Raw genomic sequence first — 14,136 nt, 5'->3', positions numbered from 1 at the left:
CTTTGATGAGCTTCGGCGCCGATGAAGAAATCCTCCAGGATTTCCTGGTAGAAGCCGGCGAAATTCTTGAGCAACTGTCCGAGCAACTGGTCGAGCTGGAAAGCCGGCCCGACGATGCCGACCTGCTCAATGCGATCTTTCGCGGTTTCCACACTGTAAAAGGGGGCGCCGGCTTCCTTCAGCTGAACGAGCTGGTGGAGTGCTGCCATATCGCCGAGAACGTGTTCGACGTCCTGCGCAAAGGTGAGCGCCGGGTCGACGCGGAACTGATGGATGTGGTGCTCGAGGCACTGGACACGGTCAACAGCATGTTTGGCCAGGTGCGCGAGCGTGCCGAAGTGACCGCAGCCACCCCCGAGCTGCTGGCGGCGCTGTCGCGCCTTGCCGAGCCGGGGGGCGCCGAAGCCGTTGAAGCGCCTGCCGCTGCGGCGCCGGAGCCGGTTGTCGAGGCGCCGGCCGAGGAGCAGGACATCACTGACAGCGAGTTCGAGCAGTTGCTCGATTCGCTCGATGCGGTCAAGGCACAAGCTGCGGCCGAGGAGCAGATGCAGGGCGAAACCGTCAGTGGCGAAGGTGACGAAATTACCGACGCCGAGTTCGAGTCGCTGCTTGACCAGTTGCACGGCAAAGGCCAGTTCAGCGCCGAGGTTGCCGCACAGCCGGTTGCCAGCGCGCCGGAAGCGGCCAGCGACGAAATTACCGACGCTGAATTCGAATCGCTGCTGGACCAGCTGCATGGCAAGGGCACCTTCCAGGCCGATGCCTTGCCCGCCGCCAAGGCACCGGCGCCTGCCGCAGCTGACACCAGTGCAGCCGGCGACGAAATCAGCGAACACGAGTTCGAGGCGCTGCTGGACCAGTTGCACGGCAAGGGCAAGTTTGGCGGCGATGTTGCCGCCGTCGATGCCCCGGCTGCGGGCAAGGTGCAAGCGCAGGCTGCGGCCAAGGCCGACAGCCAGCTGGTAGCCAAGCCAGCTGCGGCACCGGCACCGGCACCGGCGGCAGCCAGCAAGCCTGCCTCGGCGCCGCGCGCCCCGGCTCCGGCCGCCGACAAGCATGGCGTCAGCGAAGCAGAAACCACCGTGCGGGTCGATACCGCGCGTCTGGACGAGATCATGAACATGGTCGGCGAACTGGTGCTGGTGCGTAACCGCCTGGTGCGCCTGGGCCTGAACAGCGGCGACGAGGCCATGTCCAAGGCCGTGTCCAACCTCGACGTGGTCACCGCCGACCTGCAGACCGCGGTCATGAAAACCCGCATGCAGCCGATCAAGAAAGTCTTCGGCCGCTTCCCGCGTCTGGTTCGCGACCTGGCTCGCCAGCTGAAGAAAGAGATCAACCTGGAGCTGGTAGGCGAAGAGACCGACCTCGACAAGAACCTGGTCGAGGCCCTGGCCGACCCGTTGGTGCACCTGGTGCGCAACGCCGTCGACCATGGCGTGGAAATGCCCGATGAGCGTGAAGCTTCCGGCAAGGCGCGCACCGGCCGCGTGGTGCTGTCGGCCGAACAGGAAGGCGACCACATCCTGCTGTCGATCTCTGACGACGGCAAGGGCATGGACCCCAACATCCTGCGCGCCAAGGCCGTGGAAAAGGGCCTGATGGACAAGGACGCCGCCGATCGCCTGAGCGAGTCGGACTGCTACAACCTGATCTTCGCCCCGGGCTTCTCGACCAAGACCGAGATTTCCGACGTGTCCGGTCGTGGCGTGGGCATGGATGTGGTGAAGACCAAGATCTCCCAGCTCAACGGCTCGATCAACATCTTCTCGGCCAAGGGCCAGGGCTCGAAGATCGTCATCAAGGTGCCGCTGACCCTGGCGATCATGCCCACCCTGATGGTGATGCTGGGCAACCAGGCGTTCGCTTTCCCGCTGGTCAACGTCAACGAAATCTTCCACCTCGACCTGTCGCGCACCAACGTGGTCGACGGCCAGGAAGTGGTGATCGTGCGTGACAAGGCGCTGCCGCTGTTCTACCTCAAGCGCTGGCTGGTCCAGGGCCAGGTGCACGAAGAGCAGCACGAGGGCCACGTGGTGATCCTGTCGGTCGGCACCCAGCGTATCGGCTTTGTCGTCGATCAACTGGTTGGCCAGGAGGAAGTGGTAATCAAGCCGCTGGGCAAGATGCTGCAGGGCACCCCGGGCATGTCCGGGGCCACCATCACCGGTGACGGTCGCATCGCGTTGATTCTCGATGTCCCGAGCATGCTCAAGCGTTACGCCGCGCGGCGTATTTGATTTCGGTGGCGCACCCTGGCGGGTTGCGCCGCCTAATGGAGTGTTTATGGCAGTCAAGGTCCTGGTGGTGGATGATTCCGGTTTCTTCCGCCGCCGCGTCTCGGAAATCCTCTCGGCAGATCCGACGATCCAGGTAGTGGGTACCGCGACCAACGGCAAGGAAGCAATCGACCAGGCGCTGGCGCTCAAGCCCGATGTCATCACCATGGACTACGAAATGCCCATGATGGATGGCATCACCGCGGTGCGGCACATCATGCAGCGCTGCCCGACGCCGGTGTTGATGTTCTCGTCGCTGACCCACGAAGGCGCCCGTGTCACCCTCGATGCGCTGGATGCCGGAGCAGTGGATTACCTGCCGAAGAACTTCGAGGACATTTCACGCAATCCCGAAAAGGTCAAGCAGCTGCTGTGCGAGAAGGTGCATACCATTTCCCGCAGCAACCGCCGTCTCGGCAGCTACGCGAGCCATGCGCCGGTCGCAGCGCCTGCGCCAGCAAGCAGCAGCCACGCACCCACCAGCAGTTTCGCCAGCCCGGCAGTGGCGCGCTCGCCTGTGCCTGCCCGCGCGGCGGCCCCGGCAGCGGCGCCAGCGCACTCGCCGGCACCCAAGCGAAAGCCTTACAAACTGGTGGCCATCGGCACTTCCACAGGCGGCCCGGTCGCCCTGCAGCGGGTGCTGACCCAACTGCCGGCCAACTTCCCGGCGCCGATCGTGCTGATCCAGCACATGCCGGCGGCCTTCACCAAGGCCTTTGCCGAGCGCCTGGACAAGCTGTGCCGCATCAGCGTCAAGGAAGCCGAGGACGGCGACATGCTGCGCCCTGGCCTGGCCCTGCTGGCCCCCGGCGGCAAGCAGATGATGATCGACGGCCGTGGCGCAGTGAAGATCCTGCCCGGTGACGAGCGCCTGAACTACAAGCCGTGCGTGGACATCACCTTCGCCTCGGCGGCCAAGTCGTATGGCGACAAGGTGCTGTCGGTGGTGCTTACCGGCATGGGCGCCGATGGCCGCGAAGGTGCGCGCCTGCTCAAGCAGGGCGGCAGCACGGTGTGGGCCCAGGATGAAGCCAGCTGCGTGATCTATGGCATGCCCATGGCCATCGTCAAGGCCAACCTGGCCGACGCGGTGTACAGCCTGGACGAAATCGGCAAGCACCTGGTGGAGGCGTGCGTCTGATGGACGTGCTCAGCCTGATCGGCCTGATCCTCGCCTTTGTCGCCATCGTCGGTGGCAACTTCCTCGAAGGCGGCCATGTCGGTGCCCTGATCAATGGTCCGGCGGCGCTGATCGTGCTGGGCGGCACCCTGGCGGCGGCCTTGCTGCAGTCGCCACTGTCGTCGTTCAAGCGTGCCTTGCAGATTCTGCGCTGGATCCTGTTTCCGCCACGGGTCGACCTGGCGGGCGGGGTCGACCGCGTCGTCAACTGGAGCCTGACCGCGCGCAAGGAAGGCCTGCTGGGCCTGGAAGGGGTGGCCGACAGCGAGCCTGACCCGTATGCGCGCAAGGGCCTGCAGCTGCTGGTGGATGGCGCCGAGCCAGAGGCCATCCGCAGCATTCTTGAAGTCGATTTCCTGACCCAGGAAAGCCGTGATATCCAGGCCGCCAAGGTATTCGAGAGCATGGGGGGCTATGCGCCCACCATTGGCATCATCGGTGCGGTGATGGGCCTTATCCACGTGATGGGCAACCTGGCCGACCCGTCGCAGCTGGGTAACGGCATTGCCGTGGCCTTTGTCGCGACCATCTACGGGGTGGCCAGCGCCAACCTGGTGCTGCTGCCGATCGCCAACAAGCTCAAGGCCGTCGTCATGCGCCAGTCGCGCTACCGCGAGATGCTGCTCGAGGGCTTGCTGTCGATTGCCGAGGGTGAGAACCCGCGCTCGATCGAGCTGAAGCTGCAAGGCTTCATGGAGTAACCCATGCGTCGCCGTCGTCATACCGAGGAACACGAAAACCACGAACGCTGGCTGGTGTCGTACGCCGACTTCATCACCTTGCTGTTCGCTTTTTTCGTGGTGATGTACTCGATTTCCTCGATCAACGAGGGCAAGTACAAGGTCATTTCCCAGGCCTTGCTCGGCGTGTTCAACGACCCCGAGCGCAGCATGAAGCCGATCCCCATCGGCGAAGAGCGGCCGCTGAGCGTGCGCCCGGCCGAGCCGTTGGTGAAGGACAGCGAGCAGACCGAGGCGGGCCTGGGGGCGACCAGTGTCGACCCGCTGAAAACCATCAGCGATGACGTGCGCGATGCCTTTGGCGACCTGATCAACAGCGACCAGATGACCGTGCGCGGCAATGAGCTGTGGATCGAGATCGAACTCAACTCATCGTTGCTGTTCGGCAGCGGCGATGCCATGCCCAGCGACAAGGCATTTGCCATCATCGAGAAGGTGGCCGGCATTCTCAAACCGTTCGCCAACCCGGTGCATGTCGAAGGCTTTACCGACAACCTGCCGATCCGCACCGCGCAGTACCCGACCAACTGGGAGCTGTCGTCGGCGCGGGCGGCGAGCATCGTGCGCCTGCTGGCCATGGAAGGGGTCAACCCGGCGCGCATGGCCTCGGTCGGCTACGGCGAGTACCAGCCGGTGGCGAGCAATGACACTGCCGAGGGCCGGGCGCGCAACCGCCGCGTGGTGCTGGTGATTTCGCGCAACCTCGAAGTGCGCCGCAGCCTGACTGGCTCGGGCAGCGCCAATGCCACGCCGGATGCCGCATTGCGCCGGGCTGGCACACAAAGTGCACCGGCAACGCCAGCAACGGTGGCGGGGCAGTGAACCGTCAATTCCCCGACGTTGCTACGAACACAAATTTGAATGCAGTACTGTCCCCTGTGGGAGCGGGTTCACCCGCGAAGAAGGTGACACGGTGCATGGCACCGGCTGGGCCGGTGTTCGCGGGTAAACCCGCTCCCACACTGATCGCGCGAGCTTTCAAATGTTGAGCAAGACAGTTGCCCCAGCAGTGTCCCTGCCAAATCAATAGATAGAGTTTGCTTGATGAGAGTCTGGGCAGTAGCCAATCAAAAAGGTGGCGTCGGCAAGACCACCACTACCATCGCCCTGGCCGGCCTGCTGGCCGAGGCCGGCAAGCGCGTGGTCGTCGTCGACCTCGACCCGCACGGCTCGATGACCAGCTATTTCGGGCACAACCCCGATGCCCTGGAGCACAGCTGCTACGACCTGTTCCTGCACAAGGGCGCGGTGCCCGAGGGCCTGCCCGGGCAATTGCTGCTGCCCACCAGCGACGAACGCATCTCGCTGTTGCCGTCGAGTACCGCGCTGGCGGTGCTGGAGCGCCAGTCACCGGGGCAGAACGGCCTGGGCCTGGTGATCGCCAAGAGTCTGGCGCAGCTGTGGCAGGATTTCGACTATGCCCTGATCGACAGCCCACCCTTGCTCGGTGTGCTGATGGTCAATGCGCTGGCAGCCAGCCAGCAGCTGGTGATTCCGGTGCAAACCGAATTTCTCGCGGTCAAGGGCCTGGAGCGCATGGTCGGTACCCTGGCCATGGTCAACCGCTCGCGCAAGCAGGCGCTGCCGTACCAGATCGTGCCGACCCTGTTCGACCGCCGTACACAGGCTTCGCTGGGCACGCTCAAGCTGCTGCGTGACACCTACGGCCAGCATGTGTGGCAGGGCTACATCCCGGTGGATACGCGCCTGCGCGATGCCAGCCGCAAGGGCGTTACGCCCTCGCAATTCGACAGCAAGAGTCGCGGGCTGATTGCCTATCGGGCGCTGCTCAAGCACCTGCTGACCTACAAGACTGCAGCGCAGGTGGCCTGATGACCCAGACCCGGCAAACCAGCACCCGGCCACAGATGGCCCTGCAGTCGTACCTCGACGGCCTGCTGCAGGAGGCCACCGAAGCCGAAGACCTGTTCGAGGCGCCGGACGCGGCGGACACGTTCGCCGAAGCCGTGCGCGAAGAGCAGGCGCGTGATGCCTTGCAGCAGGCCAGGCCGGCGTCAGCCGAAACAGCCGCCAGCCCTGCACCGCGGCCCTTCGCCGAGCCCAGGCTGGCGGTGCTGCCCAGCGTGATGCCGGTGGAAGCACCGGTGGTGACGGTGGTCGAGCGCGAGGTGGTGGCCGAGGCCAGCATCCCGGTGCTGGTAGAAGAGCAAACAGTGGAACCTGCAGTGCCGCTGGTGGATGTGCACCTGCCGGCACCCAACCTGCCAGTGCCCCCGGCCATGATCGATGGCCGCCCGGCCTGGGCCGCCGAGCCGTTCGAATGCCTGCTGTTCGACGTGGCCGGCTTGACCCTGGCGGTGCCGCTGGTGTGCCTGGGCTCGATCTACACCTTGGCCGGCCAGGAACTGACGCCGCTGTTCGGCCAGCCCGACTGGTTCCTGGGCATCCTGACCTGCCAGGCCGGCAACCTGAAGGTGCTGGACACCGCGCGTTGGGTGATGCCCGACCGCTACCGCGATGATTTTCGCCAGGGCCTGCAATACGTGATTTCCGTGCAGGGCTACGAATGGGGGCTGGCCGTGCACCAGGTCAGCCGCTCGCTGCGCCTGGACCCGTCCGAGATCAAGTGGCGCAGCCAGCGTGGCCAGCGCCCGTGGCTGGCCGGCACGGTGATTGAACACATGTGTGCACTGCTCGACGTCGCCGCACTGGCCGAGCTGATCGCCAGTGGCGCGGTCAAGCAGATGCACGCCAAACAGAAATGACACCGAACACACCGCCGATGGCGGATTTTGAGGGTAGGGGAATGAAAAAGTCGTCTGCACAAGGTTCCGAAGATCCGATCCTGCAGTGGGTTACCTTCCGTCTGGACAATGAGTCCTACGGCATCAATGTGATGCAGGTGCAGGAAGTGTTGCGCTACACCGAAATTGCCCCGGTGCCGGGTGCGCCAAGCTACGTGCTGGGCATCATCAACCTGCGCGGCAACGTGGTGACCGTGATCGACACCCGCCAGCGCTTTGGCCTGGTGCCGACCGAAGTCACCGACAACACCCGTATCGTCATCATCGAGGCCGACAAGCAAGTGGTCGGTATCCTGGTCGACAGCGTGGCCGAGGTGGTGTACCTGCGCCAGTCCGAGATCGAGACTGCGCCGAACGTGGGTAACGAAGAGTCGGCCAAGTTCATTCAGGGCGTGTGCAACAAGAACGGCGAGCTGCTGATCCTGGTCGAACTGGACAAGATGATGACCGAGGAAGAATGGTCCGAGCTGGAGAACATCTGAGTTGATCCTAGAGGTTGCTGTCATCTTTCTGGCGCTGGTCTGGGCGCTGAGCCTGTGGTTTTTCCTCAACTACAGCAAGCGCCAGCGCGAGCTGGCTGCGCAGCAGGCCGAGGGTGATGCCCTGCGTGACCAGCGCATCAAGGACCTGGCCAAGCGCCTGGACGACTACCAGAACGGTACCGTGCGCATGGGCGAGGCGCTGCACGACCTGCGGGTGGCGGTTGCCCCGCTGCCTGACAAGATCCAGCAACTGGAGCAGCGCGACCCGCACAATGTCACCTTCACCCAGGCGGCCAAGCTGGTGGGCATGGGGGCCAGCGTGGCCGAGCTGACCGAAAGCTGCGGCCTGACCCAGGCCGAGGCAGAGCTGATGAGCAAGCTGCATCGCAGCGGCTGATGCTGCAAGGCTCACGTCCTGCTCCAGGAATGGTTGCCGCCTACCTTGGCAAAGCGGTTGAGTGGCAGCAGTTCATGCATGGCCTGCTGGCTGCCAGGCAGGTCGATGAAAGGGTGCTCGTTGATCCGCGGTGTGCCATAGAGGTTTATGACCTGGCGCAGGGTACGTAACCCAGGCAAGTGGCGGTCGACCACATCGCTGAGCATGGCCGGGCCCGTCAGGCGGCTGAGGCGGTTGGCGTAACGGTAGAAGTTTGCCGGGTCATCGGCGAGGCTGGGTTTGCTGTCGTAGAAGTCCGGGTTGGTCTGGAAGCGTGCGAGCATCTCTTCGGAAATGGCTTCCAGCGTCGGGTTGCCGGGGTGGCTACCGATCAGGCTGGTGTTGTACAGGCAGTTCATGCCCATCTTTTCATTGGACATGGGCGGTGCCAGCAACAGGCCGTCGGGCGTTGTGCGCAACTCCACCTGATCGATGGCTTCGCCAGGGCTGCCGGCGGGATGCCCGTCGATGACCTGCGGGTACTCCCCGGGGGCGAGCAGGGTATCGTCCACGTCCATGTACACCCCCCCTTCGTGGTGCAACATCGGGTAGCGCAGCACATCGGATGCCGAGGCATAGTTGGTGGCGATCCCGCCGTTGCCGTCCAGCGCGGCATCGTACTGCGCGTAGTACCTGCTCTGGCGAAAAGCCCTGAAAAACGCCTGCTCCTCCAGTGGCAACACTTGCAGGCCGGGGGCCTGCCGGGCCAGCAGGTGCAGGTTTTCGGCGTAGGCTTCGGGCGCGGCGCTGGAAAGGAACAGCCGCAGGGTATATTCGCTGCCTTTCAGTCGCTCGGCATTCTGGCCCAGGTTGGCCAGCAATTGCGCGCTGAGGCGCTTGTCGCCAACCCACAGGCAGGTGATCCTCTTCGGGATCGGGTAACGGTTGGCAGCCAGCGTCGGGGCATGCACCGGGAGGGGAAGGTCGATACCCAACGCCCGCAGGCTGCGGGTGCGCATGGCGTTGGTGACGGTGCGGGAAACGGGGGCCGGGATCAGGTCCCTGCTGCCAGCGGTGGCCATGTAGCCGACCGGATCGACCTCGTTGAGGTCGTCCTCGCGGATGAAGACGTCCCGTTCCATGTCATAGACCACCCGGTCGCTGTAGCCGTCGATTTGCGCTTCCAGCATGTCGAAGCCGCTGTCATAGCGAGGTACCCGTATGACCGAGTCGGCGATGGCCTGGTCACCTTCGGGCAATGGCATGATCGAGTCCGGGATGTGGAAATAACGGGCACCTTCCGGCGACGGTATACGCGGTGGCGAGACCGGACTCAACGGGTAGCCGATCTGTTCGTTCAACCGTATGGGCGGCACGAATACATCGCTTTTGAACACGAACAAGGCCTTTGCCTGGTTGGCACCTGCCATTGCCAGCGGCAGGGCGTTGAACAGGCCCCAGGTAATATTGCCAATGCCGGCCTGCCTTTGCTGCAGCGTCTTGCCGTTGATTGCCTGGTCAAGCCCCAGGCCCAGTTGCGCGATGCCGCCCATCGCCAGGAGGGGGGCCAGCCCTGGCACCACCAGGCACAAAGGCGCCAGCAGGTTGAGCGTGGTGGTCAGGTAGCCGAGCCAGCGGGCCTTGCTGACCTGGCTGTCGCGGCTAATCAGGAAGTCCGCATCTTCGTAGCTGCGTTGGCGCTGGCGTTCGGCTAGCGCCTGGAACAGGTCACCCTCGATCCTGGGGTTGTACTTGCCGGGCCGGAATTGACGTAGGTGCGGGGTGGCCAGGTACCGTCGTCGTTGAAGAAACCGTGTTCGGGGGGGAGCGAGTGTTGGCTCGGGTAGGCGCCCAGGCCCTCCAGGGCGGTGTCCAGGCCGCTGAAGTCGATGCCTTGCGGAAGGTCGGCGAGGCGGAAATGCTGTTTGAGTGCCTGGCGCCTGGCGGGGTCTTTGCACTGCTGGCCGACCCAGTCCTTCAGGTGGTTTTCGCTGGCGAACTCCAGCAGGGGTGAGCTGTTGCCGGGCACGTATAGCACGGTCAGGTCGCTGGCGGCGTCGTTCAGGTAGAGGATGTCGGTGGCGGCGTAGCCATAGATGTTCAGCGTGCTCTTGCGCAGCTTTGCGCCAGCTGGCATCAACCCTGCGGCTTGCCAGACGAGTCTTCTGGCCGCTTCACCAAGGCTGCCTTCGCCGACCTGCTTGTTGCAGGCCGCGATGAAATTGAGTTTGCAGGCCAGCCGGTGGTCTTGCAGGTGTTCGCCCCAGTAGCGGTCCAGCTGGGCTTTGAATGGCATGTGGAAGTCCAGTGCCTCGATGAAGCGCTGGAAGGCTTCAGCGGCGATCGGCAGGTGGGTCGAGGCGTCATAGCGCTGCGGTGTGGTGCGACGGAATAGCCCATTGAACACCTCGAATGCGGTGCCGTAAGCGTTGAAAGCTGGCGCTGGCAGGGTCTCGACCAGGTGCAGCGGCTGGTCGGGCAGGGTGCCGGCCCAGGGAGCATGGAACAAGGCGCCGAACAGGTCGTTGTTGGACGCTCCCTGCCAGTTGCCCAGCAATGCCTGGGTCAGGCTGACGCATTGGCTGACCGCCGCCAGGTAGCGGGCCGGGCCATCGGGGCGGTAGTGCAGGGTCACGACGTCGATCTGGTCGGGGTCGAGATCAAAGCCCTGCTGCGCCAGCCATTGCCGGATCGCCCGGTTGGCTTCGCGGTCCGGGCGCGGCACGTGGCTCAAGTGGTCGCGGACGTAGCTCACGCCGGCGGTGTTGATGTGGCTTGGAGACATGCGGTTTACCTTGCTCATCGGAGAAAATGGCAAGGCTGAACGGCTGGCGCTGGCGAAGGTGGTAGATAACTACCGGTCGGCTGGTGGCAGCAGGGCGGTAACGGGGGTGATGTCCCGTGGTGCAGCGGGTTCGTCGCTGAAGCCGGCGGGCACCTTGCCGCGCAGCTGCCAGGCAAAGGCGATGATTTCGGCAATGGTCAGGTACAGTGCTTCCGGGATCTGCTCGCCCAGCTCCAGGCGCGCCAGCAGGCGCACCAGCTCGGCGTTTTCGTAGATCGGCACCTCGTGTTCGCGGGCCAGGGCCAGGATGGCTTCGGCCAGCGCGTCGTCGCCCTTGGCGCTGAGGGTCGGGGCCTGCTGGCCATCGTAGCTCAGGGCGATGGCCTGGCGTGTGTGCTTCTGAGTCATGCGTTTTCATCCACCCAGCGTTGTTCTACCCGTGTGCGCGGGCCTTGTGGCGGTATGCCGGGGTGGCATTCCAGGTCGCCAACGTCCAGGCCGCGGGCCAGCAGGCGTTCACGCAGGGCACCGAGCTGGGTGTCGATGAGCCGGGCGGTTTGTTCGCGTTCTGCCCACAGCTGCCCGCTCAGGCGGCCCTGGCTCAGTTGTGCCTGCACCTGCAACGGGCCAAGGGGCGACAGGTCGAAGGCCAGTTCGATACGCCACAAGGCTTGCAGCGGGTCTTGCACGTCGTGCTGGCGGTCGGCCTGCTGTTGTGGCGTTTCCTCGCGCTGCAGCTTGACCTGCAACGGGATGAACTCCTGGCCGTGACGGATCGGCACTTCGGTTTGCCAGGTGGTCTGCAGGTTGCCGTTTTCCAGGGTGCCGGTTTGTTGCAGGCTGCTCATGGCATGGCTTTGCAGGCGCGATACGGCAGCGGCGGCCAGGCGCAGCAGTTGTTGCAGGTCGCCTTCGTCCTCCATGGCCTTGAGCAGGCGCGACGGCAGCGGGAATGCGCCCGGCTGCGGCTTGGGGCTGACCCGTTCGAGCATGCCCAGCGCGCTGCGGGCCAGGGCCGGCATGGTAACGGCCAGGCTGGCGGGCGCCAGGTTGGGCGCCCCGGGTACGCTTGCCGGCGTGATGGTGATCAGCCGCAGCAAGTGGGCCTTGAGGTCGGTGGCGACGCTGGCCGGGAAACCGCCCAGCAGTTTGGCTTCGAGAAAGGCACCGCTGTTGTTCAGGGCCTGCGCCACTGCCTTGGCATCACCCAGTTGCCGGGCTTCTGGCAGGCTCGCCAGCAGGCGTTCGGCGCTGGCTCGCAATTCGCCATCGGCGCCCGGGTCGCGGGCCACCTGTTGCAGGGCATTGAGCAGGCCGGGCAGCGAAGCCTGGCGGTTTTGCTGGGTCAGCAGCTGCTGGGCAATGCTGAGCTGGTCCTGGCGGCCGCTGAGCGGTACGAAACGCAACGACTGGTCGCCCTGCACCAGCGCGCTGAGCAGGCTGCCGACGGCCAGCGGTCGCGGGCTGTCCACGCTCAGGGTTGCGCCCGCCTGGGCACTGTTGAGCAGGCTGACCAGCGCCCGGTAGACGGCGGGCTGGCCGGGTGTTTGGGCCAGCGCCTGGTTGGTCAGGACCTTGCCCTGCAGCAGGGTGCCGACCGGCACCTTGCTGGTGTCCAGGCGGGTGAGGGTGGCGACCTGGCTGGCGCTGGCCTGCTGCAGCATGACCGCCAGGCGATTGCTTTCGGTCTGGCTGACCGTGACCTGGCTACCTTGGGGCAGGGGCTGGCTGGCGCTGGCTTGCAGCTGGGTCTGAGTGCCGTTGGCCTGAATCAGTCGCAGTACCAGCTGGAAGTCCTGGCCCACCTGGCGTAACGACATGACCTCGGCCTGCGCGGTCTCGCCGGGGGCCATCAATCCGGGCTGCGGTTGCGTCAGGCGTAGCAGTTCGCCGGTCATGCCCGCCTTGAGAGCCTGGGGGCTGATCGCGGTTTGTGCGCCGAGACTATTGATTTCAGTCATGATTGTATACAACCTGTCGAACCCGCCCTCTTGGCAGCGCGGCGGTGCGTGTAATAATGCCGACCGTCCGTCGTTGCCAGTATAACGGCAGCGAGGGGGGCGACTTGAGACACAAGGGTTCTGGAGCGGTGTCGTCTGCTTCGCGGGCACGCCCGCTCCCACAGGGTTTTGCGCACCTATCGAGCACTGCGTAAAACCTTGTGGGAGCGGGCGTGCCCGCGAAGCAGACGACACCGCTCCAGAACCCTACAAAGATAAGGCGAAACCGTGACCCTTCACCTCCAAGCCGCGGGCCTGGCCTGCGAGCGCGACTGGCGCCTGCTGTTCGAGCATCTCGCTTTCGAGCTGCGGCCGGGCGACATGCTGCAGATCAGCGGCCCCAACGGCAGCGGCAAGACCAGCCTGCTGCGCCTGCTGGCCGGCTTGATGCAGCCGACGGCCGGGCAGATCCTGCTGGGCGGCAGGCCACTGGCCGAGCAGCGCCACGCCCTGGCCAGCATCCTGCTGTGGATCGGCCACGCCGCCGGCATCAAGGACCTGCTCACCGCCGAAGAGAACCTTACCTGGCTGTGCGCCCTGCACCAGCCGGCCAGCCGCGAGGCAATCTGGGCGGCACTGGCGGCCGTCGGCCTGCGTGGTTTCGAAGATGTGCCCTGCCACACCCTGTCTGCCGGCCAGCAGCGCCGCGTGGCCCTGGCCCGGCTGTACCTGGCCAGCCCGCCGCTGTGGATCCTCGACGAACCGTTCACCGCCCTCGACAAGCAGGGCGTGGCGCAGCTCGAAGCGCACCTGGCGGCCCACTGCGAGCAGGGTGGCACAGTGGTGCTGACCACCCACCACACGCTGGAACGCAAGCCCTCCGGATACCGTGAACTGAACCTGGGGCAATGGGCGGCATGAGCGTATTCATCCTGTTGTTGCGCCGCGAAGCGCGCCTGTTGTTCCGCCGCCCGGCCGAGCTGGCCAACCCGTTGGTGTTCTTCGCTATCGTGGTTGCCTTGTTCCCGCTGGCGGTCGGCCCGGAAAGCCAATTGTTGCAAACCTTGTCGCCGGGCCTGGTCTGGGTGGCGGCACTGTTGGCAGTGCTGCTGTCGCTGGACGGCCTGTTCCGCAGCGACTTCGAGGACGGCTCGCTGGAGCAGTGGGTGCTGTCGCCGCACCCGTTGCCGCTGCTGGTGCTGGCCAAGGTGCTGGCGCACTGGATCTTTTCCGGGCTGGCGCTGGTATTGTTGGCGCCGCTGCTGGCGCTGATGCTGGGGCTGCCGAGCCATTGCCTGCCGGTGCTGCTGGGCTCGCTGCTGCTGGGCACGCCGGTGCTGAGCCTGCTGGGCGCGGTGGGCGCGGCGCTGACAGTCGGTCTGAAGCGCGGCGGTTTGCTGCTGGCATTGCTGATTCTGCCGTTGTATATCCCTGTATTGATCCTGGGCAGTGGTGCGTTGCAAGCGGCGTTGCAGAATATGCCGGCAACCGGCCACCTGCTCTGGCTCGCCAGCCTGACGGCCCTGGCCGTGACCCTGGCACCCTTTGCGATAGCGGCCGGCCTGAAGATCAGCGTCGGCGAATAACGA

12 protein-coding genes and 1 pseudogene are annotated in these 14,136 nt (G+C 65.1%); 10 read left to right on the top strand and 3 right to left on the bottom strand.

Features of this window, described 5'->3' with window-relative positions:
* Window positions 1–5: 5 nt before the first annotated feature.
* From MKK04_RS19015 to MKK04_RS18980, 8 genes are all read left to right on the top strand, one after another.
* Entirely contained in the window at window positions 6–2,240 is a 2,235-nt protein-coding gene (locus MKK04_RS19015) for a chemotaxis protein CheA (protein WP_233687579.1), read from the top strand.
* A 46-nt stretch (window positions 2,241–2,286) separates the two neighbouring features.
* Window positions 2,287–3,420, top strand: coding sequence for a protein-glutamate methylesterase/protein-glutamine glutaminase (locus MKK04_RS19010; RefSeq protein ID WP_207829857.1), 1,134 nt, complete (start codon window positions 2,287–2,289; stop codon window positions 3,418–3,420).
* Window positions 3,420–4,160, top strand: coding sequence for a flagellar motor protein (locus tag MKK04_RS19005; RefSeq protein WP_063912822.1), 741 nt, complete (start codon window positions 3,420–3,422; stop codon window positions 4,158–4,160). The genes MKK04_RS19010 and MKK04_RS19005 overlap by 1 nt, the downstream gene beginning before the upstream one ends.
* Before the next feature lie 3 nt (window positions 4,161–4,163).
* Window positions 4,164–5,021, top strand: a complete 858-nt coding sequence (gene motD, locus MKK04_RS19000) for a flagellar motor protein MotD (protein ID WP_207829866.1) — start codon at window positions 4,164–4,166, stop codon at window positions 5,019–5,021.
* A gap of 222 nt (window positions 5,022–5,243) precedes the next feature.
* The gene (locus MKK04_RS18995) at window positions 5,244–6,032 is read left to right on the top strand and encodes a ParA family protein (protein ID WP_063912820.1); all 789 of its coding nucleotides are present in this window, start codon (window positions 5,244–5,246) and stop codon (window positions 6,030–6,032) included.
* Complete coding sequence (locus MKK04_RS18990) at window positions 6,032–6,925, top strand: CheW domain-containing protein (protein WP_241105886.1); 894 nt, start codon at window positions 6,032–6,034, stop codon at window positions 6,923–6,925. The genes MKK04_RS18995 and MKK04_RS18990 overlap by 1 nt, the downstream gene beginning before the upstream one ends.
* A 41-nt stretch (window positions 6,926–6,966) precedes the next feature.
* Window positions 6,967–7,446, top strand: coding sequence for a chemotaxis protein CheW (locus tag MKK04_RS18985; protein ID WP_119143286.1), 480 nt, complete (start codon window positions 6,967–6,969; stop codon window positions 7,444–7,446).
* Window position 7,447: 1 nt separating this feature from the next.
* Window positions 7,448–7,843: a DUF2802 domain-containing protein gene (locus tag MKK04_RS18980; RefSeq protein ID WP_207829878.1), complete on the top strand. Its 396-nt coding sequence runs from the start codon at window positions 7,448–7,450 to the stop codon at window positions 7,841–7,843.
* Between the two features lie 11 nt (window positions 7,844–7,854).
* Here MKK04_RS18980 and MKK04_RS18975 read toward each other — a convergent pair.
* The 3 genes and pseudogenes from MKK04_RS18975 to fliK form a co-directional block, all read right to left on the bottom strand.
* Window positions 7,855–10,607: pseudogene (locus tag MKK04_RS18975) on the bottom strand (dermonecrotic toxin domain-containing protein).
* Between the two features lie 69 nt (window positions 10,608–10,676).
* Window positions 10,677–11,015: an EscU/YscU/HrcU family type III secretion system export apparatus switch protein gene (locus tag MKK04_RS18970; protein WP_207829897.1), complete on the bottom strand. Its 339-nt coding sequence runs from the start codon at window positions 11,013–11,015 to the stop codon at window positions 10,677–10,679.
* A complete protein-coding gene (fliK, locus tag MKK04_RS18965; protein ID WP_207829899.1) occupies window positions 11,012–12,568 on the bottom strand; it encodes a flagellar hook-length control protein FliK in 1,557 nt (518 codons plus the stop codon). Before fliK ends, MKK04_RS18970 begins: the two co-directional genes overlap by 4 nt.
* A 267-nt stretch (window positions 12,569–12,835) precedes the next feature.
* On the opposite strand from fliK, the gene ccmA reads away from it, so the two are divergent.
* Window positions 12,836–13,468, top strand: coding sequence for a cytochrome c biogenesis heme-transporting ATPase CcmA (gene ccmA, locus MKK04_RS18960; RefSeq protein WP_207829901.1), 633 nt, complete (start codon window positions 12,836–12,838; stop codon window positions 13,466–13,468).
* The gene (gene ccmB / locus MKK04_RS18955; protein WP_064491604.1) at window positions 13,465–14,133 is read left to right on the top strand and encodes a heme exporter protein CcmB; all 669 of its coding nucleotides are present in this window, start codon (window positions 13,465–13,467) and stop codon (window positions 14,131–14,133) included. The genes ccmA and ccmB overlap by 4 nt, the downstream gene beginning before the upstream one ends.
* The last annotated feature ends 3 nt before the right edge of the window (window positions 14,134–14,136 follow it).

Source organism: Pseudomonas sp. LS.1a (assembly GCF_022533585.1).
In the GTDB taxonomy this organism is placed as follows: domain Bacteria; phylum Pseudomonadota; class Gammaproteobacteria; order Pseudomonadales; family Pseudomonadaceae; genus Aquipseudomonas.
This window is presented reverse-complemented; position numbering and strand designations above follow the sequence as displayed.

What these genes read in the sequence shown, in the direction of transcription:
- ccmB (WP_064491604.1), top strand. Translation starts at nt 13,465, where the DNA reads ATGAGCGTATTCATCCTGTTGTTGCGCCGCGAAGCGCGCCTGTTGTTC.
- motD (WP_207829866.1), top strand. Translation starts at nt 4,164, where the DNA reads ATGCGTCGCCGTCGTCATACCGAGGAACACGAAAACCACGAACGCTGG.
- fliK (WP_207829899.1), bottom strand. Translation starts at nt 12,568, where the DNA reads ATGACTGAAATCAATAGTCTCGGCGCACAAACCGCGATCAGCCCCCAG.
- MKK04_RS18990 (WP_241105886.1), top strand. Translation starts at nt 6,032, where the DNA reads ATGACCCAGACCCGGCAAACCAGCACCCGGCCACAGATGGCCCTGCAG.
- MKK04_RS19010 (WP_207829857.1), top strand. Translation starts at nt 2,287, where the DNA reads ATGGCAGTCAAGGTCCTGGTGGTGGATGATTCCGGTTTCTTCCGCCGC.
- MKK04_RS19015 (WP_233687579.1), top strand. Translation starts at nt 6, where the DNA reads ATGAGCTTCGGCGCCGATGAAGAAATCCTCCAGGATTTCCTGGTAGAA.
- MKK04_RS18995 (WP_063912820.1), top strand. Translation starts at nt 5,244, where the DNA reads ATGAGAGTCTGGGCAGTAGCCAATCAAAAAGGTGGCGTCGGCAAGACC.
- MKK04_RS18970 (WP_207829897.1), bottom strand. Translation starts at nt 11,015, where the DNA reads ATGACTCAGAAGCACACACGCCAGGCCATCGCCCTGAGCTACGATGGC.
- MKK04_RS18985 (WP_119143286.1), top strand. Translation starts at nt 6,967, where the DNA reads ATGAAAAAGTCGTCTGCACAAGGTTCCGAAGATCCGATCCTGCAGTGG.
- MKK04_RS19005 (WP_063912822.1), top strand. Translation starts at nt 3,420, where the DNA reads ATGGACGTGCTCAGCCTGATCGGCCTGATCCTCGCCTTTGTCGCCATC.